At 72.0% G+C, this 17,996-nt stretch carries 20 protein-coding genes; 12 read left to right on the top strand and 8 right to left on the bottom strand.

What is annotated here, in order from left to right; all coding sequences use genetic code 11:
- Positions 1-80 precede the first annotated feature (80 nt).
- From E3328_RS13170 to E3328_RS13160, 3 genes are all read right to left on the bottom strand, one after another.
- Positions 81-425 (bottom strand): hypothetical protein, encoded by a 345-nt coding sequence (locus E3328_RS13170; RefSeq protein WP_135365097.1) that lies wholly within the window; start codon positions 423-425, stop codon positions 81-83.
- Positions 426-438: 13 nt separating this feature from the next.
- On the bottom strand, positions 439-1,896 hold the full coding sequence (locus E3328_RS13165; protein WP_135365096.1) for a TIGR00341 family protein: 1,458 nt from the start codon (positions 1,894-1,896) through the stop codon (positions 439-441).
- A 211-nt stretch (positions 1,897-2,107) separates the two neighbouring features.
- Positions 2,108-2,602 carry a YciE/YciF ferroxidase family protein gene (locus tag E3328_RS13160; RefSeq protein WP_135365095.1) on the bottom strand — a complete coding sequence of 165 codons (495 nt, stop codon included), beginning with the start codon at positions 2,600-2,602 and terminating at the stop codon, positions 2,108-2,110.
- A 249-nt stretch (positions 2,603-2,851) separates the two neighbouring features.
- Between E3328_RS13160 and E3328_RS13155 the strand changes: the two genes are divergently transcribed.
- The 3 genes from E3328_RS13155 (at position 2,852) to E3328_RS13145 (ending at position 5,392) form a co-directional block, all read left to right on the top strand.
- The gene (locus E3328_RS13155; RefSeq protein WP_135365094.1) at positions 2,852-3,934 is read left to right on the top strand and encodes a saccharopine dehydrogenase family protein; all 1,083 of its coding nucleotides are present in this window, start codon (positions 2,852-2,854) and stop codon (positions 3,932-3,934) included.
- Positions 3,935-4,067: 133 nt separating this feature from the next.
- Positions 4,068-4,304, top strand: a complete 237-nt coding sequence (locus tag E3328_RS13150; RefSeq protein ID WP_135365093.1) for an amphi-Trp domain-containing protein — start codon at positions 4,068-4,070, stop codon at positions 4,302-4,304.
- A 128-nt stretch (positions 4,305-4,432) separates the two neighbouring features.
- Positions 4,433-5,392 carry a Gfo/Idh/MocA family protein gene (locus tag E3328_RS13145; protein WP_135365092.1) on the top strand — a complete coding sequence of 320 codons (960 nt, stop codon included), beginning with the start codon at positions 4,433-4,435 and terminating at the stop codon, positions 5,390-5,392.
- A gap of 20 nt (positions 5,393-5,412) precedes the next feature.
- Here E3328_RS13145 and gpmI read toward each other — a convergent pair whose 3' ends face one another.
- Positions 5,413-6,969, bottom strand: a complete 1,557-nt coding sequence (gene gpmI / locus E3328_RS13140; RefSeq protein WP_135365091.1) for a 2,3-bisphosphoglycerate-independent phosphoglycerate mutase — start codon at positions 6,967-6,969, stop codon at positions 5,413-5,415.
- Positions 6,970-7,094: 125 nt separating this feature from the next.
- Here gpmI and E3328_RS13135 point away from each other — a divergent pair, with 125 nt between their 5' ends.
- The 5 genes from E3328_RS13135 (at position 7,095) to E3328_RS13115 (ending at position 11,335) form a co-directional block, all read left to right on the top strand.
- A complete protein-coding gene (locus E3328_RS13135) occupies positions 7,095-7,667 on the top strand; it encodes an NUDIX domain-containing protein (protein ID WP_135365090.1) in 573 nt (190 codons plus the stop codon).
- Positions 7,668-7,764: 97 nt separating this feature from the next.
- Positions 7,765-8,157: a DUF7522 family protein gene (locus E3328_RS13130; RefSeq protein WP_135365089.1), complete on the top strand. Its 393-nt coding sequence runs from the start codon at positions 7,765-7,767 to the stop codon at positions 8,155-8,157.
- Positions 8,154-9,410, top strand: coding sequence for a DNA double-strand break repair nuclease NurA (locus E3328_RS13125; RefSeq protein ID WP_135365088.1), 1,257 nt, complete (start codon positions 8,154-8,156; stop codon positions 9,408-9,410). Before E3328_RS13130 ends, E3328_RS13125 begins: the two co-directional genes overlap by 4 nt.
- 71 nt (positions 9,411-9,481) lie before the next feature.
- Complete coding sequence (locus E3328_RS13120) at positions 9,482-10,483, top strand: arsenic resistance protein (RefSeq protein WP_135365087.1); 1,002 nt, start codon at positions 9,482-9,484, stop codon at positions 10,481-10,483.
- Between the two features lie 72 nt (positions 10,484-10,555).
- Positions 10,556-11,335, top strand: a complete 780-nt coding sequence (locus tag E3328_RS13115; protein ID WP_135365086.1) for a class I SAM-dependent methyltransferase — start codon at positions 10,556-10,558, stop codon at positions 11,333-11,335.
- A 55-nt stretch (positions 11,336-11,390) separates the two neighbouring features.
- Here E3328_RS13115 and E3328_RS13110 read toward each other — a convergent pair whose 3' ends face one another.
- Positions 11,391-11,762, bottom strand: coding sequence for an Ig-like domain-containing protein (locus E3328_RS13110; protein WP_135365085.1), 372 nt, complete (start codon positions 11,760-11,762; stop codon positions 11,391-11,393).
- 204 nt (positions 11,763-11,966) lie between these two features.
- Between E3328_RS13110 and E3328_RS13105 the strand changes: the two genes are divergently transcribed.
- Genes E3328_RS13105 through E3328_RS13095 form a run of 3 tightly spaced genes read left to right on the top strand, consistent with a single transcriptional unit; the run spans position 11,967 to position 14,750 of the window.
- The gene (locus E3328_RS13105) at positions 11,967-12,677 is read left to right on the top strand and encodes a helix-turn-helix domain-containing protein (RefSeq protein WP_135365084.1); all 711 of its coding nucleotides are present in this window, start codon (positions 11,967-11,969) and stop codon (positions 12,675-12,677) included.
- A gap of 37 nt (positions 12,678-12,714) precedes the next feature.
- Positions 12,715-13,806 (top strand): ABC transporter ATP-binding protein, encoded by a 1,092-nt coding sequence (locus E3328_RS13100; protein ID WP_135365083.1) that lies wholly within the window; start codon positions 12,715-12,717, stop codon positions 13,804-13,806.
- The gene (locus tag E3328_RS13095) at positions 13,803-14,750 is read left to right on the top strand and encodes an ABC transporter permease (RefSeq protein WP_209452201.1); all 948 of its coding nucleotides are present in this window, start codon (positions 13,803-13,805) and stop codon (positions 14,748-14,750) included. Before E3328_RS13100 ends, E3328_RS13095 begins: the two co-directional genes overlap by 4 nt.
- A 30-nt stretch (positions 14,751-14,780) precedes the next feature.
- Here E3328_RS13095 and E3328_RS13090 read toward each other — a convergent pair whose 3' ends face one another.
- The gene (locus E3328_RS13090; protein ID WP_135365082.1) at positions 14,781-15,131 is read right to left on the bottom strand and encodes a DUF7113 family protein; all 351 of its coding nucleotides are present in this window, start codon (positions 15,129-15,131) and stop codon (positions 14,781-14,783) included.
- A gap of 106 nt (positions 15,132-15,237) precedes the next feature.
- On the opposite strand from E3328_RS13090, the gene E3328_RS13085 reads away from it, so the two are divergent.
- Positions 15,238-15,897 (top strand): HD domain-containing protein, encoded by a 660-nt coding sequence (locus E3328_RS13085; RefSeq protein WP_135365081.1) that lies wholly within the window; start codon positions 15,238-15,240, stop codon positions 15,895-15,897.
- Positions 15,898-15,926: 29 nt separating this feature from the next.
- On the opposite strand, the gene E3328_RS13080 is transcribed toward E3328_RS13085, so the two are convergent.
- Complete coding sequence (locus E3328_RS13080) at positions 15,927-16,748, bottom strand: endonuclease/exonuclease/phosphatase family protein (protein WP_135365080.1); 822 nt, start codon at positions 16,746-16,748, stop codon at positions 15,927-15,929.
- 505 nt (positions 16,749-17,253) lie between these two features.
- Positions 17,254-17,910: a rubrerythrin family protein gene (locus E3328_RS13075; RefSeq protein ID WP_135365079.1), complete on the bottom strand. Its 657-nt coding sequence runs from the start codon at positions 17,908-17,910 to the stop codon at positions 17,254-17,256.
- Between the last annotated feature and the right edge of the window lie 86 nt (positions 17,911-17,996).

Genomic DNA, 17,996 nt, shown 5'->3' with positions numbered 1-17,996 from the left:
CCGCGGAAGGCTCGCCGCTGTGGAGAGGTCGCGGCGGTCGGGAGGAAGTCAGTGCCGTTCGAGCCGTCCGTTCGGCCGCGCTACAGCTCGCCGTCGGGCAACTGGTCGAAGGCGGCGGGGTCCTGCCACAGCTCGTGGAGGGTGCCCGCGGCGAGGAACCGGGTGGGCGCGGCGACCCACTCGGTGGTCACGGGGTCCGACAGCTCCGGCGCGTCGGTCTCGAACCACCAGGCGACGTAGCGGCCGTCGGCCAGCCGCGCGGTCGGGTACATCTGCCCGTCGACCTCCACGTCGACGCGGGTCTCGTCGTCGACCGGCGGCCGCTCGTCGCCGTCGGTCGCGACGCTGATCTCGATGGGGATCGACCGCTCCCCGCTCGCCTCGCCGACGCCGCTCTCGTCGCCGCGTTCCGTGGTCGGGATCATCCTCGTCTCGGTTCTACGGGAGGGGTCCCTCACCCATAAACCCCAGTCGGTCAGGCGTCAGACGCCGCGCCCCCGGCGGGTTCGGCACACCGCTCGCCCCCGTCCCGGCCCGCGGTGTCGACGCCGTCCCGGTCCCGGCGGGCGTCGCCGTCGCGTTCCCGCCGGCCGTCGACACCGGGATGAACCGGACGGTGACCGGGACGGTGACGCCGGCCGTCCGGCGCAGTTCCGTCTCGATGTCGTCGTCGAGGTCGGGGTCGATCTCGCCGCCGGGCGCCGTCACCGTCACGACGACGCGGGTCGGCGTCCGGCTGAACGGCTCGTCGCCGTACTCGACGGTGACCTCGGTCAGCGTCAGGTCGGCGTACCGGTCGCTGTCGACGACCTCCTGGGCGGTGGCGCGGACGCTCTCGGTCGACGCCCCGGCCCGGTACGCCGAGTAGGTGAACGCGCCCAGGATCGCCGCGAGGACGAGCACGGCGACCGCGATGACGACGGTCCAGTTGTGTACCCGGCGGCGCGCCCCCCGGCGCTCGCGCTCGCCGTGGGCCCGGTAGCCCGAGAGCCACAGCGTCGCCAGCGCCATCAGGTTGATCGAGAGCGTGTTGACCAGCACCAACAGCCCGGCGCGGAGGACGATCGCCGGCAGCCCCCAGGCGATGCCGATGCCGATGGCGGCGGTCGGCGGGATCAGCGCCGCCGCCACCATGACCCCGACCAGCGGCGTCGAGATGTCCCCGGTCAGGCTCCTGGCGCCGGCCGCGCCCGACCCGAGCGCGACGACCAGCGAGAGGAGGTCCGGCGAGAGCCGCCCGGATATCTGCTCGATCGCGGTCACGTCGACGTTCGGCGGGACGAGGAAGAACGTCCGGACGACCAGCGCGAAGGCGGTCGCGCTCGCGACGGCCAGCCCGAACCCGAGGACCTGGAAGGTCACCCCCTCCCTGGTGAGCTCCCGGTCGGCCAGGACCGTCCCCACGCTGGCCGAGAGGGCCGGCCCGATCAGCGGCGCGATCACCATCGACCCGACGACGATCGACGCGCTGTCGAGCAACAGCCCGGCGGTCGCGACGACGGCGCTCGCGACCGACAGCAGGACGTAGGTGAGCCTGTCCGGGACGAGCCCCTTCGCGACCATCCGGATCTCCTCGTGGGCGATGTGTTCGTCGGACGTGCGTTCGTCGTACTCGCGCTGGAGCTCGCCGAAGCGGTCGGAGACGACCGTCTGGACGGTCTGGACGACGACGTGGGACTCCTCGTCGAGCCCGATCTCCCGCAACGAGGCCACCACCGGCTCGACGGCCTCGACCGGCAGCGGGAAGGTCGCGACCGCCTCGTACTCGCGGCCGTCCGGCCGCCGATCGACCCCGCCGACCTCGTCGGTGACCGCGTAGTCGATGCCGTGGTCCGCGAGGACCCGTTCGACCGCCCGCCGTTCCCCCTCGGGGATCGTCACGTGGACGAAACGCATGAAGAGAGGGAGTCTCGCGAGTCGGCGGCCGAACCGGGCGCGCGGCGGCGGCCGGACTGTCGGCGGACGCGAGTGCCGGGGGGTCGGCGGACACGACTGCCGGACGGTCGACGGATGGGCCGACGGGCGGGCCGACCGCCGGGTGGCCGACGGGTGGGCCGACCGCGGGACGGTCGACGGGCGGCTCGGTCGCCGGACGGTCCGCGCCCGGTCACGCCGCGACGATCGGCTCGTAGTCGTACTCGCTGGTGAGGTCTTTCAGCTTCTCCAGGGCGGCCTCCTCCTCTTCCAGGTTCTCGTGGAGGATGTCGCCGGCCTCGTCCATGCCGAGGCGGTCGGCCAGCAGTGCGAGGTTGCCGTAGGCGGCGATCTCGTAGTGTTCGGTCTTCTGAGCGGCCGTCAGGTTGGCCACGTCGAGCACCTCCGGGTCCGGGTCCATCTCGACCAGCTCCTGGTGTTCCTCGATCAACCCCTGGATGCCCTCGCACTCCTCCTCCTCGGGCTCCTGACCGAGCATCTCGAACACTTCTTCGAGGCGGTCGATGTGGCCCTCCGTCTCCTCGCGGTGCTCCCGGAAGGCCCGGGCGATCTCCTCGTGCTCGGTCTGCTCGGCCAGCTGGTCGAGCACGTCGAGCAGTTCGTTCTCGGCGTAGTAGATGTCTTCGAGTTCGTGCGTGAACAGCTCTTTCGCAGATGTGACTGCCATGGTGATCCTCCGTCGGCCCCTCCGGCCGCCCCGCCGATAGTAATCCGCTCGCTACCGACGGACCCGCTGACGGCGCCGCCGTATCCGTCGGTTACCGGCTCGAAAGCTCGCCTGAACGCGGCCCGAACCGGGACGTGACACCGGGACCGCGGCGGGGAACCCGTGGAGCGTGGCGCTGACGGGGACGGATCCCGGCCCGCGGAGTGAACGGACGCGTTCGTTTTTCACGTCGGGCGCGAACGGGGCGGCATGGAAGGGGACCTGCTCGTCTACGGAGCGTACGGCTACACCGGATCGCTGATAACCGAACGCGCCGTCGCGGACGGTCTCGACCCGATACTGGCGGGGCGGTCGGCCGAACGGGTCGAGGCGGCGGCGACCGAGCGCGGCTGCGACCACCGGGTGTTCAGCCTCGAACACCCGACGGTCGTCGAACGGATGGTCGCAGACGTCGACGCCGTGCTCAACTGCGCCGGCCCGTTCGAGGACACCGCCGAGCCGCTGATCGACGCGTGTCTCCGCGCCGGCACGGACTACCTCGACCTGGCCGGGAACGTGGACGTGCTCGAAGCGACCGCCGCCCGCGACGCCGAGGCGACCGAGGCGGGCGTCGCCGTCGTCCCCGGCGTCGGGTTCGACGTGGTCCCGACCGACTGCCTGGCCGCCATCCTCCACGGCCTGCTCCCCGACGCCGAGGAACTCACCCTCGCCATCGACGGGCTGGGGACCTTCTCTCCGGGGACGGTGAAGTCGATGCTCCGCGGGCTCGATCGGCCGGGCGCCGTCCGCCGGGACGGCCGCGTCGAGACGGTCCCGGTCGCCTACAAGCGCCGCACCTTCGAGTTCCCGACCGGAGAGCGGACCGCCGTCACCGTCCCCTGGGGCGACGTGTCCTCGGCGTACTACTCGACGGGCATCCCGAACATCGAGGTGTACGCGGGCGTCCCCGACCGCGCCGCCGACGTGATGGAACGGACGCGGCGGCTCGTCCCACTCCTCGCCGCGGGGCCGGTCCGCCGGGCGGCGGAGGCCGTCGCCGGCCGGGTCGTCTCGGGGCCGACCGCCGAGGAACGGGCGGGGAGCGAGACGCACATCTGGGGCGAGGTGGTCGAGGCGGACGGCACCGCCGCCCGCGCGCGGATGCGGACGCCGAACACCTACGACCTGACCACGGCCACGGCGGTCGAGGCCGCGCGGCGCGTCCTCGACGGCGAAGCCGGCGACGGCTTCCAGACGCCCGCCTCGGCGTTCGGCCCCGAGTTCGCCGAGGCCTTCGAGGGCGTCGAGCGGGAGATCCTGACCGAGCCCGAACCCGAGCGGGTCGCCCAGTAGCGCGGCCGGCGACCGCCACCGGACGAGCGGCGACCGGCGACGGGGATCGGTCCAGCAGCGACCTGCGGCCGTAAGGCGCCGTTACCGCGGGTTCCCGCCCGTTACTTTTCCCCGGCGGTTCCCGAGGTCCGGTATGGCGAAAGAGCTGGAAGAACTGGACATGACCCGCGACGAGGCCGCCGACAAGCTGGAGTCGATCGCCGCGGACCTGCGCGGCGACGGCTCCTTCGACGTGAACGTGAACAACCGCACCGTCCACCTCGCGCCGCCGGACGAGATCGGCATGGAGATCGGCGTCCGCGAGATGTCGTCGCTGCTGCGGGGCAGCCGCGAGGCGTTCACCGTCAAACTCGACTGGAAACCGGAGTAGCGGCCCGGTCCCGTCGCCGCGTTCCCGGGCGGGACCCGGGGGTCGGCGCCGTCGCCCACCGCGGCCACGATCCGGCCGTGTTCTCCGCCGACGCCGCCTTTTTGCCCGGCCGGCGCGCGACTCCGGCAATGACGGTCGACATCGCCTTCGTCGGCGCCGGCGGCATCGCCCAGTGGCAGCACTTCGACAACCTCGAGGCCATCGACGACGCCCGGATCGTCGGGGTCTGCGACGTGGACGCCGAGACGGCCGAATCCGCCGCGGAGCGGTTCGAAGTCCCCGCCTTCTCCGACCACCACGACTGCTACGCGGAGACCGACCCCGACGCCGTCTTCGTCTGTCTCCCGCCCTTTGCCCACGACGACCAGGAGACCGCCGCCGCCGAGCACGGCTACGACCTGTTCGTCGAGAAGCCGCTCGCCCTCTCCGCGGAGAAGGCCCGCGAGATCGAGGCCGCGGTCGAGGCCAACGACGTGCTCGCGCAGGTCGGCTACGACTGGCGCTACTCCGCGGGGGTCGAACGCGCCCGGGAGATCCTGGCAGGGCGCGACGTGGGTTACGTCGACGGCTACTGGTGGGGCGGCGTCGCCGGCGGCGAGGACCACTGGTGGCGCCACGCCGACAAGTCCGGCGGCCAGGTCGTCGAGCAGGCCACCCACGTCTACGACACCGTCCGGTACCTCGCCGGCGACGTGGAGCGCGTCGCGGCGGCCGGGAGTCACCGCATCGAGGAGGCCGTCGACTTCTCCGACGCCACCTCTGCGACGATGACCCACGAGTCGGGCGCGATATCGCACGTCTCGACTTCCTGCGCGGCCGAGGACGACAAACACGGCCTCGAAGTGGTGGCCGACGGCGCGACACTCGAAGTGACCGAACAGTCCGTCTCCGGCGTCGTCGACGGCGAGGCGATCGACGAGGAGTTCGACCGCAACCCCTACGCCGCCGAGGTCGAGTCGTTCGTCGACGCCGTCGCGTCGGGCGACGGCGGAGGGCTGCGCTCGCCGTACGCGGACGCCCGCCGGACGTTCGAGCTGACGCTGGCGGTCAACGAATCCATCGAGGACGGCGAGCCGGTCGAGCTGTAGAACGAGCGGCGAGCGGTCGGCTACTCCAGCAGGCTCTCGCCGGTCATCGCCGCCGGCTTCTCGACGCCCATCAGTTCCAGCAGCGTCGGCGCCAGGTCCTCCAGCGCGCCGCCCTCGCGCACCCGGCGGCCGCCGTCGGTCCCGTCGGGCGCGAGGTAGATCAGGGGGACCGGGTTCGTCGTGTGGGCAGTGTAGGGCTCTTCCTCGGTGCCCATGTCGTCGGCGTTGCCGTGGTCGGCGGTGACCAGCACGTGTCCGCCGGCTCCCTGGATCGCCTCGACCAGCCGCCCGAGCTGCTCGTCGACCGCCTCGACCGCTTCGACGGCGGCGTCGAAGTCGCCAGTGTGGCCCACCATGTCCGGGTTCGCGTAGTTGAGCACCAGCAGGTCGGGGTCGCGCTCGTCGATCTCGGCGATCGCGGTGTCGGTCACCTCGGCGGCGCTCATCTCCGGCTTTTGGTCGTAGGTCGGCACGTCGGGGCTGGGGACGATCTCCCGGATCTCGCCGTCGAACTCCACCTCGCGGCCGCCGTTGAGGAAGTAGGTGACGTGGGCGTACTTCTCGGTCTCGGCGAGTCTGAGCTGGGTGTGCCCCGTCTCCGAGACGACCTCGCCGAGCGTGTCCGCGGGGCGGATCGGCGGGAACGCGGTCGGCAGATCGAACGTCTCGTCGTACTGGGTCATCGTCACGACGCGGGTCTCGGGCGGGTCCGTGTGGCCGCCCCAGGCGTCCGAGCGGATGTCGGCGAGCATCCGGGTGAGCTGGCGCGCGCGGTCCGAGCGGAAGTTGAAGAAGACGACCGAATCCCCGTCTTCCAGTGCGGGTTGACCCTTGACTAGCGTCGGCTCGACGAACTCGTCGGTGTCGCCGCGGTCGTAGGACTCCTGTACGGCGTCGACCGCCGACTCGGCCTCGTGGCCGGCGTGGCGCTCGACGATGGCGTCGTAGGCCAGCTCCGTGCGGTCCCAGTTCTCGTCGCGGTCCATCGCGTAGTAGCGGCCCGAGACGGTGGCGACGTGGCCGGTCCCCTGCTCGTCGGCGTGGGCCTGCAGGTCGGCGAGGTACTCCTCGCCGCCCGTGGGGGAGGTGTCGCGGCCGTCGGTGAACGCGTGGGTGACCGCCTCGACGTCCTTCTCGGCGGCCAGTTCGATCAGCGCGTGGAGATGGGACTGATAGGAGTGGACGCCGCCGTCCGAGACGAGGCCCATGAAGTGGACGCGGCCGTCGTGGTCGCGGGCGTAGTCGAACGCCGAGAGGATGGCCTCGTTGTCGTCGATGGCGCCGTCGCCCTCCGGGTCGGGGCGGTCCTCGCCGCGCCAGCGGGCGATGGCGTCGGTGACGCGGGCCGATTCCTGCTTGACGACGCGGCCGGCGCCGATGTTGAGGTGGCCGACCTCGGAGTTGCCCATCTGGCCCTCCGGCAGGCCGACGCGGCGGCCCGAGGTGACGAGCGTGCCGTGGCCGCCCGCGCTCCAGAAGCGGTCGAAGTTCGGCGTCTCGGCGGCGGCGACGGCGTCGCGGACTCCCTCGTCGGGGTTCAGCGCCCAGCCGTCCAGGATGACGAGCGCGGCTTTCATACCTCCCGGTCCGCCCGGCCGACCCAAGTCGGTGTCGGTCCGCGTGACTCGTCCCGGAGGTGCCCCGGTCCGTCACGGTCGTTTACTGTAAAAACAGCTATGTTTGTTGCGTGTGCTCGGAGAACATGGTCAACGAGCCGCCCGACTACTGTCCCCGCTGCGGGGGGCAGCTGGTCGGGGTCGACGAACCGACGAGCCAGCGGTGTACCGACTGCGGCGAGTACGTCTTCTACAACCCGACGCCCAGCGCGCGGATCGCGGTGCTTGACAGCGGGGGAGGGAGTCGCCAGGGCAGTGCGGCGGAGCCGCGGGACGGCGACGCGATGTTGCTGGTGACCCGGCCGGACGGCCGGTGGATACTGCCGGGTGGGAAAGTCGAGGTCGGGGCCGACCCGGACGAACACGCCGCGGTCGAACTGAAAGAGGAGACGAACCTGACGGTCGACCCCGAGGACCTGTGGCTGTACGACCTCAGCACGTACGTCGTCTTCGACCAGCGCCACTGCGTCGGGATGGAGTTCGCCGTCGACGCCGCCTCGACCAGCGGCACGATCGAGGCCGGTGACGACGCCGGTCGGGCGCGGTTCTGGACGCCCGAACAGCTCGCGGCCAGCGACGAGCCGAGCATGACGGCCGACGAACTGCGCGAACGGCTGCGGCTGGCCCGCCGGGCGCTAGCGGGCGAACAGCTGGTGTAGGCGCTCGCCCGGCCGTGGCCGGCGGAGCGACCTCGGGCGCGAGCGACCGCCCGGTCCCGCGGAAACTTATTGTGAGTGGCCCGCCCATCGCTAGGGCATGGACGCGCAACTGCTGTCGGACGACCTCGCCGACCAGATCGTGACGACGGCCCGGACCGCCACCGGCGACAGCCTCCGGTCGGTGACCTTCTTCACGCGGTCGGACTTCGAACAGCTGTACCTGCGGGAGGACCTGGAGCGGGACGCCGACCTGGACACCTTCGTCGGCCACGAGTGGCGCGGCTTCCGCGACACGCGCAACGCCTACCAGTCCTCGGAACTGGGCGAGTACCGCTACACGATCCGGGCGTTCGAGAACGGCTACCTCCTCCGGGTGACCGGCGAGCGCCGCGGCGTGCTCATCACCACCGACGGCCTCCAGATGCAGTCCTACGAGGAGATCGCCGACGCCATCGAGAAGATGCTCGCCGAGGACCCAACCGCGGAATGACGCTGGACCCGGTCCACGTCGACGGGATCGCCCGCCTCGCCGGCCGCGTCAGCGAGGGCGTCGACGAGGACGACCACCAGGACGCCGCCGAGACGGTGTGGGCCGAGTTCCTCGACCCCCTCTACCGCGACGGCGAGGCCGTCGTCGAACCGATCGGCGAGCAGCGCCGCGAGAAAGTCCCGGTCGACGATATCGCGCTCCGTGAGTCGCCGTTCCCCACCCAGCACGGGCTGGACTCGGGGACGATCAACCCCACCACGTTCAAGAACGGGCTCGTCCTCGACGTGTCCCAGGCCGCGATGGCCGCCGTGCCCTCGGACCTGGAACTGCACCGCGCGCGGACCATCGTGATGACCGCCCACTCCAACGACGACACCTACCGCATCGGCCAGGAGGACTGGACGATGCACGACGAGGGCTACGTCCGCGAGCGGGCGCTGCACGCCCCCCGCGTCGACCGCTACGAGCAGAACGTCGTCCACGCGCTCGCCCTCTATCTCGCCGAGAGCGAACACGCCCGCCAGCAGGCCGAGATCGTCGACGACCTCCTCGTGCTCGACGGCCCGCTGTACCCCACGGGCCTGCTGAAGTGGGCCGAACGCGACACCGAACTCGCGGATCTGCTCGTCGAGGACGAGCGACCCCGCGACGTGGTCGAGAACTACGTCCGCCTCGTCGAGCGGTTCGTCGAGCGCGAAGTTCCCCTGATAGGGTTCATCAAGAACAGCACCGCCAAGGCCATCACCCGCGTGGTCCGCGAGAGGACCAACGCCCCCTGGGCCAACGACAACGCCTTCTTCGGGCGGGTGCTCGCCCGCCGCGACGACCGGGGGGAGCTGAAGACCGACGCCCTCACGGCGACGGGCTGGTTCCGCTCGCGGGTCGGCACCGACCGCGTGATGGCCGCCGCCGGCGACGCGCTCGGCATCGACCGCGAACTCGATCCCGAGGCCTACGAGGTCACCTTCTTCGTGCTGTACGACCCGCGCGACGACCTCTGTTACCGCGTCGAGGCGCCCTACGCGTTCACCGAGGACGCGGAGACCCGCCGGGCGCTTCGGATGCAGGTGCTCCACGACGTGGCCGGCGAGCAGGGGCCGCCGCTGGCGGTCGCGAAGGCCGACGAACTCGCCCACATCGACCGCCAGGCCAACGAGCAGCTGCGCCGACGTATCGAGCGCGAACTCGGCAGCGACCGCCACCGCGAGTACGACGACAAGCGCTGGGGCGTCGACGTCGAGGAGCTGGTGTAGCGCGTCCGGACTGACATCGATCTCCGATCGGACCACCAGCCGTATAGCCCGGCCGCCCGAACCTCGCCGTGATGGACGCGAGCGACTGGCTCCAGAGCCACCAGGTCGCCGTCTACGCCGCCGGCGTCGCCCTCGCGGTCGGGTTCGGCGTCGGGCTCCCGTCGGCCGCGCCGCTGTTCGAGCGGGCGATCACCCCCGTGCTGGCGGTGCTGCTGTACGTCACCTTCCTCGAAATCCCCTTCACCAGGTTCCGAGCGGCGTTCACCGACGCCCGGTTCGTGGGGACCGCGCTCGCGATGAACTTCCTCGTCGTCCCGGTCGTCGTCTACGGGCTCACCCGGCTGCTCCCGCAGGACCCGGTCGTCCGCGTCGGCGTGTTCATGGTGCTGCTGACTCCCTGTGTCGACTACGTCATCGCCTTCACCGACCTGGCGGGGGGCGACGCCGAGCAGGTCACCGCGACGACGCCGGCGCTGCTTGTCGTCCAGTTCCTGCTGTTGCCGGCGTACCTGTGGCTGTTCACGGGCGGCCGGGCGGCCGGCGCCATCAGCGGGGGGCCGTTCGTCGACGCGTTCCTGGCGCTCATCGCGGCCCCGCTGGCGCTGGCGTGGCTGACCCAGCTGTGGGCGGACCGCTCGGACGCGGGCCGACAGTGGGGGGACGCGATGGGGCTGCTCCCCGTGCCGGCGATGGGCGCGACGCTCCTGGTGGTCATCGCCTCCCAGATCCCGCGAGTCGGGGACTCCATCGGGGAGATCGCCGCGGTCGTCCCGGTCTACGTCGCCTTCCTCGTCGTGATGCCGCTCCTGGCGCGGCTCGCGGCCGGGCTCGTCCGGATGGACGCCGGCGCGGCCCGCGCGCTCGTGTTCGCCTCGGTGACGCGGAACTCGCTGGTCGTGCTCCCGCTGGCGCTCGCGCTGCCGCCGCGGTACGCCCTCGTGCCGGCGGTCGTCGTCACGCAGACGCTGGTCGAACTCGCCGGGATGGTCGCGCTCACGCGGCTCGTGCCCGAACGGCTCGTCCCCGGGGCGCCCGAGCCTATCGCCGTCCCCGGGTTCGCGGGGCGGGGGTAACCGGCCTGCACGCGAAGGCTGGCTCCCCGACGCACCCAAATCGCTTTGATCGTGGCGTGTCACTCGTCGGCCATGACCGACGACCGCGCCGCGCTGGCCGAGCAGTACGCCGACGGCGCGAACCTCGAAGCGCGCATCGCCCTCCACGAGAACTACGAGGTGGCCGACCGCGACTGGTGGCCCTGGGTGTTCGACCGCTACGACCTCCCGGCCGACGCCGACGTGCTGGAGGTCGGCTGCGGCACGGGCGACCTCTGGCGGGAGAACGCCGACCGGGTCCCCGCCGGCTGGGACCTGCTGCTCACCGACTTCTCGCCCGGGATGGTCGCCGACGCCCGCGAGACGCTCGCCGGGGCCGGGGTGGCCGCCGAGTTCGGGACCGCGGCCGCCGAATCGGTCCCGTTGCCCGACGACAGCGTCGACGCCGTGGTCGCCAACCACATGCTGTATCACGTCGACCGCGACGCCGCGCTGCCGGAGATCCGGCGCGTCCTGCGACCCGGCGGGCGGCTGTACGCGACCGCCAACGGCGAGTCGAACGCGGCGGCGCTACGCGAACTGCGCGCGGCGACGACGGCGTGGGAACCGTCCGACATCGGCCAGTTCACCCTGGAGAACGGGGCCGAACAGCTCGCCGACCACTTCAACGAGATGCGCCGCCACGAGCGCGAGACGTATCTCCGCGTGCCCGACCCGGAACCGCTCGTGGCGCACACGGCGTCGCTGGAGAGCGTGGGGCCCGAGGGGGTCGAGGCGTTCGCCGAGGCGGCCGCCGAGCGGCTCGCGGACGGGCCGATGGAGATCGGGAAGTCGATGGGGCTGTTCGTCGCCGAGACCGAGCCCGCGGAGTGACGGCGGCGTCGGGCGGGCGTGTGGTCCGGCGCGCCGACCGCGGCGACCGGGGGCGTCAGTACAGCCCTTCGGTCAGGCTGACGGTGCCGTTGCCGACCTCGACGCGGATCGTGTGGTCGGGGGCGGAGCTGACGCGGCACTCGGCGGCCACCGCGCGGCGGTTGTCGAGTTCGACGACGACATCGTACTCGCCGGGGGCGAGGACGTTCTCGACGGCGATCGCCTCGCCGGGCTGGCAGTAGTACCGCGACTCGAAGGCCGGCTCGTCGCCGCTCCCGCGGACGGTCACGTCGAGGTCGTACCCCCACTCGCTGTCGTAGTTTCGCAGGTGGATGTCCTCGCTGCGGGGAGTTTCGCGGATCGCGGGGCGGGCGGGACTGCGGTCGGCGAACGGCGAGTCGCCGTGGGAGGGCAGGTTCGCTCGCATACCTCCCGCTTCGGACCGACGTATCAAAGGTCCGCTGGAGGGTTAAACGGCGATTTTACTCGTTCCGTCCGGCGGCGGGACCGCCGGACCCCGTCCGGACCGGCGGTCCAGGCGTCGGACGGATCGACCGGCACTCCGGTGGCCGAACGGATCGGCCGCCCCGACGACCGAGCGGTTAACACGCTCGGCGCCCTCGCGGGTTCCATGGGACTGATCGCTGAGTTTCGACTGACCGGCGACGCGCTCCCGCTGGTGGACGTGGCGGCGGGCGTGCCGGCGGCGACCGTCGAGTTCGAGGCGGTGCAGGGCCAGCCGTCGGGGCCGCCGGAGTTCCTGGTGCGGACGGTCGGCGCCGACCGCGAGGCCGTCGAGGCCGCCTTCGCCGAGGCCGACTCCGTCACGGACCACTCGCTGGTCGTCGCCGACGGCGATACCCGGCGCTACCAGTGTCGCCCCACCGGCGGGCCCCCGGAGGGCCTGGAGACGCTCGCGAACAACAAGTCGATCCCCGACCGCGTGACGGTCGAACCCGACGGCTGGACGGAGCGCCGGTGGTTCGCCGACCGCGAGGAGTTCGACGCCTTCCGCGAGTTCTGCCGCGCCAACGACCACACCTTCCGCCTCGACCGCCTCGTCGCGGTCGACGGCGAGGAGGCCGAGGAACCGGGCCCCTTCGGCGCGGTCGACGGCGATTCGGCGCGGCCGCCGGGGATGACCGAACCCCAGCGCGAGGCGCTGGTGACCGCCCACGAGATGGGGTACTTCGACGTGCCGCGGACGGCCTCGACCGCCGACGTGGCCGACGAACTCGGCGTCGCCCCCGCCTCCTGCTCCGAGCGGCTGCGCCGCGCCCAGGGCCACCTCGTCGCGCAGTTCCGTCGCGCCGACACCAATATAAAACCCCGAATGGATTAGGGCCAGGGCTACGGGGGCGTGGCCGTTACGGACGCCCGTGAGAGAACGGAAGCCACGACCGGACGGTGGGACCGCCGGGAACGGCGGCGGTGGGAACGCCATCGAAGCGAGCGGCGTGGAGGTGACCTACGCCGACGGGACCGAGGCGGTCAAGGGGATCGATCTGACGGTCCCGAAAGGCGAGTTCTTCGGCTTCCTCGGCCCCAACGGCGCCGGGAAGACGACGACGATCAAGACCTTCGCGACCCTCCTCTCGCCGACCGGCGGCTCTATCACCGTCAACGGCTACGACGTGCGGAGCGAGGCCCGCCGGGTCCGCGAGACCATCGGCTACATGGCCCAGGAGACCAGCGTCGACGAGGAGCTCACGGCCCGCGAGAACATCCGTTTCGCCGCGCGGGCCTACGGCGTGCCCAAGAGCGAGCGGGCCGACCGCATCGACGAACTGCTCGACCTGGTCGACCTGGCCGACGTGGGCGACAAGCGGGCCGGCGAGTTCTCCGGCGGGATGAAGAAGCGACTGGACGCCGCGACGGCGCTGGTCCACAGCCCGCCGCTGGTGTTCCTCGACGAGCCGACGACGGGGCTGGACCCGAAAGCCCGGAACCGCCTCTGGGAGTACTTCGAGCGCATCAACGAGCGCGGGACGACCCTCTTCCTGACCACGCAGTACCTGGAGGAGGCCGACCACCTCTGCGACCGCCTCTCGGTCATCCTCGACGGGGAGATCGTCGCCACCGGGTCGCCCATGGAACTGAAACGGCGCGTCGGCGGGGAGATCCTCGACGTGGAGGTCGAGGGCGAGGCGGTCGACGCGACCGGGGACGGGAGCGCCGCCGACGCCCGCGAGCGCGCCGCCGAGATCGCCCGCACCGGCGACGTGTTCGACGCCGACGCGGACGTGGCGGTGACCGACGACGGCATCAGCGTCACCGCGGAGCGGGCCCGCGAACACGGGACCGACCTGCTGGTCGCGCTCCGGGACGCCGGGATCACGGTGACCGGCTTCAACATCCGCGCGCCGACGCTGGACGACGTGTTCCTCGCGATCACCGGCGAGGAGCTCGACTCGGAGGACCGGTCGGCCGACTCGGCGGACGTGACCGGCCCGGAGGTGACCGCCGAATGAGCGACGACACGGCCGGGAACGACAGCGTGCGAGCCGACGGCGGCCGCGCCGACGACGCGGCCGAGGTTCGCACCGACGGCGGGACCGCCCGTCCGGCGGGCGAACGCCTGTCGGGCAACTCCTTCCTGGGCGACTTCTGGGTGAACTTCGTCCGCTGGAACCTGAAGGCGGTCCGCAACCCGTTCGTCGTCGTCGGGTCGCTCGTCCAGCCGATCATCTTCCTCGTCCTGTTTACCCAGGTGTTCGGCCAGGTCGCCACGGGCGCGCTCAGCGGCGGCTCGGCCGGCGGGATCACCTACGAGACGTTCCTGCTGCCGGCCATCGCGATGCAGGTGTCGCTGGCGGCCGCCGCCGGGTCGGGCATCGGCCTCGTCAACGACATGGAGGAGGGACTCTTCGAGAAGACGCTCGTGATGCCGATGAGCCGCTCGGCGATGTTCCTCGGCAAGACCGCCGCCGAGATCCTCCGCATCGTCGTCCAGATCGCCATCATCCTCGCGCTCGGGACCGTCCTCGGCGCCAGCGTCGCCACCGGGTTCGTCGGCGCCGTCGGGATCGTCCTGATCGGGATCCTCTTCTCGCTGTGGTTCATCGCGCTGTCGAACATCTTCGCCGTCGTCACGAAAGACCAGGAGTCGACGATCATCGGCGCGAACCTCCTGCAGTTCCCCCTCCTGTTCGTCTCGACGGCGTTCCTGCCGCTGTCGGCGATGCCCGGCTGGATCCAGACCGTCGCCACCTTCAACCCGATCACCTACGGCGTCGACGCCGCCCGCGCGCTGATGCTCGACCGGGACGTGATGACCGTCATCGAGGTCACCCGCTTCGGCGGGATCTGGGACACGCTCGTCCCCGCGGTGGTCGTCCTGCTCGCGCTCGACATCGTCCTGGGCGGGATCGCCGTCTACCTGCTCAACCGCGCGTCCTCCTCGGACGTCCAGTAGCGCGACGGACGCCCTCCGGGTTGCCGACCGCTACGGGTCCGGTTGCTCCCTGTCGGGGTTCTCGACGACCTCGATCTCCACGTCCTCGCCGCGGAGCCCGAGCCGGGCGAACTGCGTGCGGACGTGCTCTTTCGCCGCCGCCAGCGCGGCGTCGCGCGTCTCGAACCCGCGGGTCGTCGGCGCCTCGAAGGCGACGCGGCGCTCTTTGCCGTCGATCCGCTGGACCTGCCCGCCGGACTCCACCTCGTAGAACTCGTCGCAGATCCAGACGTAGGGGGCGCCCTCGTCGGGCGCGCCCTCGAAGGTCGGCGGCCGCTCGCCGCGCTCGTAGAGCGTCCCCGTCAGCGCCGTCCCGCCCGCGTGGCCGCGTACCAGTAGCATATCCCCGATAGTAGGGAGCCGAGCGGCAAAAGCGCGCCGGGCGCTCCGACGGTGGCCCCGCTCGCTTCCGGAATGACTATTCTGTCGGCCCGTCGACCGCTCGGTAATGTCCCCGGAACTCGACGCCCTCGCCCGCGGGCTGGCGGTGCCGTACTACGACGACGCCCTCCCGGCCCACGACGGCTGCCACGCCAGACGCGTCCGCGACCTGTCGCTGCGACTCGCCGGCGAGTGGGACCGGTCGCCCGACCGCGGCGTCCTCGCCGCGGCGGCCTGGCTGCACGACATCGGCCGACCGCTGGAGCGGGTGGGGGAGATCGACGACCACGGCGAGTGGGCGGCCGCCGAGGCCGCGCCCCTCCTGGCCTCCGAGGGGGTGACCGCCGAGCGGATCGACGCGGTGGTCCACTGCCTCCGGAGTCACAGCATCCGACCGAGTTCTCCGGACCCGGAGACCCCGGCGGCGAAGCTGTTGTTCGACGCGGACAAGCTGGACGCCGCCGGGGCGGTCGGACTCGTCCGCCTCGCCTGCATCGTCGGCGAGCGCTCGGGGCGAGCGGGCGAGAAGTACGCCGCGATCGACACCGGGTCGGTCGACGGCGCGGACGCGGGCGTGCCGGACCTGACGCTCCTCCGGGAGTGGGCGCGCGAGCGACTGGACGCGCTGTACACGCCACCCGGCCGCCGCCGCGGCGAGTCCCGCTGGGCGTTCATGCAGGACTTCTTCGACCGGTTCGAGGCCGAGACGGCGGCCCCGGACGCCTGACCGACCGGCAACCGGTCCCGCCGACCCGCTCAGACCCAGGGAGACAGATCGACGACGACGGGCAGGTGGTCCGAGGGGAACCAGCCGTCACCGACCACGTCGGCGGCGACGCCGTACCCGTCGACCGCCGCGCCGGCGACGAAGACGTGGTCGATCGCCCGGTCGGGCAGCAGCGTCTCGAAGTCGGTTCGGGTGGTGTCGGGCCCGTGGGGCGGGTGCGGGCTCGCCTCGCGGGCGTCGACCAGCGCCGGCTCGCTCTTCCCGTCCTCGCGGCTCTCGCCGCCGACGAGCGCCCGGTACGGGTCGTCGCCGGCCACGCAGTTGAAGTCGCCCCCGACGACGACCGGTTCGTCGCCCTCGCGCAACTCGCCGACGCGCTCGCGGAGCACCCGCGCGCCCTCCGCGCGGGCGCGCTCGCCCTCGTGGTCGAGGTGGGTGTTGCAGTACAGCAGCGTGCCGCCGCGGTCGCGGTCGCGCAGGCGGGCCCACGTCGCGATCCGCGGGTAGGCGGCGTCCCAGCCGACGCTGCCGGGGTCGTCGGGCGTCGGCGAGAGCCAGAACGTGCCCGCGTCGACCCGTTCGAAGCGCTCGGGGCGGTAGCCGACGGGGCAGAACTCCCCCTCGCCCTCGCCGGCCTCCCGGGAGTCGCCGACCCACTCGAAGCCGGACAGCGCCTCCCGGAGGTCCGAATACTGGCGCGCGAGCGGTTCCTGGAGCCCGACGGCGTCGGGGCGGTGGAAGCGGATCGTCCCCGCGACGGCGTCGCGCCGGCCCGCCCAGTCGAACTGCCCGTCGTCCGCCACGTCGCGGCGGACGTTGTACGTGAGCATCCGGACCGCGTCGCCGTGCATACCCGCCTCTCGGGCGCCGGGGGTCTTGAGGGTACCGCGGTCGGCAGGAGCGGACGGTGCTCGTGCGAGTTGAGCGGGTGTTTCTGGTCGTTTTAGTGTGAAAGCGATGAGCACGACGGCGAACGCACCGACGATGAGTGCTGAACGCTCTCGCCGCGCTCGCGGTCGCTGAGGGGGATATCCTTGCGGCCAGGGGCCGCTTCGGATAGTGGCCCGCTCAGACGACTGTACGAGCGCGAGCGCGCCTCGCCCGTTCAGTCCGCCAGGACTGCACCGCGACCGCACGACACCGCAACCGCACAGCGGCCGCGCCGACACCGCACAGCACCGCAGACGGCCACGAGCCTCCCCAGCCGATTCGCTCCTGGCGTCGCTCATCCACCGTCGGAGCACGCTCCGACGAGCCTTCGTTCACACAGTTCACGAAGACCTCGCGCGGCTACTGTCGCGAGACGAGACTCGCGACAGCGCGCGCCGACCGCACCGTGAGCGCGACAGCTACCGGCTAGCACACCGGCTTCGGGTCGACGCCCATCGCTTCGAGCGCGGTCGCGTACGCCTCGTAGGCCGCGGCGACCACGTCCTCGGCGGCCCGCTGGGCACGCTCCCAGTCGGCGTCCGTCTCGCAGACGGCGTCCAGCAGATCGACACCCTCGTCGAGGCGGGCCTGTGTCTCGCTTCGCAGGTCCCGGGCCAGGTCCGCCCGCTGTTCGTCGGCCTCGTTGACGAAGAAGCTGACCACCTGCAACAGCGTCCGGTCGGCGACCAGCGGGCGGCCGACGAACGCGGCGGCCAGCCGCTCGACGGTCCCGTCGACCTCGGCGAGCGCGTCGTGTAGCGGGGCGTCGCTCCCGTCGATGGTCGCCGCGGCGTCGGCGTCGTCGTCCGGCAGGGCCGCCAGCGAGTCGACGACGCGGTCGAACCGCTCGCGCTCGGCCTCGGCGGCCGTCTCGAAGGCCGACGCCGGGTCGCCCGTCGCCCCGTCGGCCCACCGCGAGAAGGTGTCCCGCCCGCTGGCGGCCGACTCGGCGACCGACCGGAGGACCGGCGCCCGCTCCAGGTCGGCGCCGGTCGCGGCGATCAGGTACTTGTCCGAGCCCAGCCGGTCGAGTTCCGTCGCCTTCGACTCGCGGACCGCGTCGACGAGTGCCTGGCCGTTCATATCCCGTCCGTTGGGGCGGCGGACGGGTATATCTACGGCCGGCGCCCCGTCGGCGGTCCGGCCGCGACGCCGTCGAACTTTAAGTG

The organism is Halosimplex halophilum, assembly GCF_004698125.1.
Lineage (GTDB): Archaea > Halobacteriota > Halobacteria > Halobacteriales > Haloarculaceae > Halosimplex > Halosimplex halophilum.
This window is presented reverse-complemented; position numbering and strand designations above follow the sequence as displayed.

Coding starts and splice junctions, on each gene's coding strand:
- E3328_RS13170 (WP_135365097.1), bottom strand. CDS start 425: ATGATCCCGACCACGGAACGCGGCGACGAGAGCGGCGTCGGCGAGGCG.
- E3328_RS13165 (WP_135365096.1), bottom strand. CDS start 1,896: ATGCGTTTCGTCCACGTGACGATCCCCGAGGGGGAACGGCGGGCGGTC.
- E3328_RS13160 (WP_135365095.1), bottom strand. CDS start 2,602: ATGGCAGTCACATCTGCGAAAGAGCTGTTCACGCACGAACTCGAAGAC.
- E3328_RS13155 (WP_135365094.1), top strand. CDS start 2,852: ATGGAAGGGGACCTGCTCGTCTACGGAGCGTACGGCTACACCGGATCG.
- E3328_RS13150 (WP_135365093.1), top strand. CDS start 4,068: ATGGCGAAAGAGCTGGAAGAACTGGACATGACCCGCGACGAGGCCGCC.
- E3328_RS13145 (WP_135365092.1), top strand. CDS start 4,433: ATGACGGTCGACATCGCCTTCGTCGGCGCCGGCGGCATCGCCCAGTGG.
- gpmI (WP_135365091.1), bottom strand. CDS start 6,969: ATGAAAGCCGCGCTCGTCATCCTGGACGGCTGGGCGCTGAACCCCGAC.
- E3328_RS13135 (WP_135365090.1), top strand. CDS start 7,095: ATGGTCAACGAGCCGCCCGACTACTGTCCCCGCTGCGGGGGGCAGCTG.
- E3328_RS13130 (WP_135365089.1), top strand. CDS start 7,765: ATGGACGCGCAACTGCTGTCGGACGACCTCGCCGACCAGATCGTGACG.
- E3328_RS13125 (WP_135365088.1), top strand. CDS start 8,154: ATGACGCTGGACCCGGTCCACGTCGACGGGATCGCCCGCCTCGCCGGC.
- E3328_RS13120 (WP_135365087.1), top strand. CDS start 9,482: ATGGACGCGAGCGACTGGCTCCAGAGCCACCAGGTCGCCGTCTACGCC.
- E3328_RS13115 (WP_135365086.1), top strand. CDS start 10,556: ATGACCGACGACCGCGCCGCGCTGGCCGAGCAGTACGCCGACGGCGCG.
- E3328_RS13110 (WP_135365085.1), bottom strand. CDS start 11,762: ATGCGAGCGAACCTGCCCTCCCACGGCGACTCGCCGTTCGCCGACCGC.
- E3328_RS13105 (WP_135365084.1), top strand. CDS start 11,967: ATGGGACTGATCGCTGAGTTTCGACTGACCGGCGACGCGCTCCCGCTG.
- E3328_RS13095 (WP_209452201.1), top strand. CDS start 13,803: ATGAGCGACGACACGGCCGGGAACGACAGCGTGCGAGCCGACGGCGGC.
- E3328_RS13090 (WP_135365082.1), bottom strand. CDS start 15,131: ATGCTACTGGTACGCGGCCACGCGGGCGGGACGGCGCTGACGGGGACG.
- E3328_RS13085 (WP_135365081.1), top strand. CDS start 15,238: ATGTCCCCGGAACTCGACGCCCTCGCCCGCGGGCTGGCGGTGCCGTAC.
- E3328_RS13080 (WP_135365080.1), bottom strand. CDS start 16,748: ATGCACGGCGACGCGGTCCGGATGCTCACGTACAACGTCCGCCGCGAC.
- E3328_RS13075 (WP_135365079.1), bottom strand. CDS start 17,910: ATGAACGGCCAGGCACTCGTCGACGCGGTCCGCGAGTCGAAGGCGACG.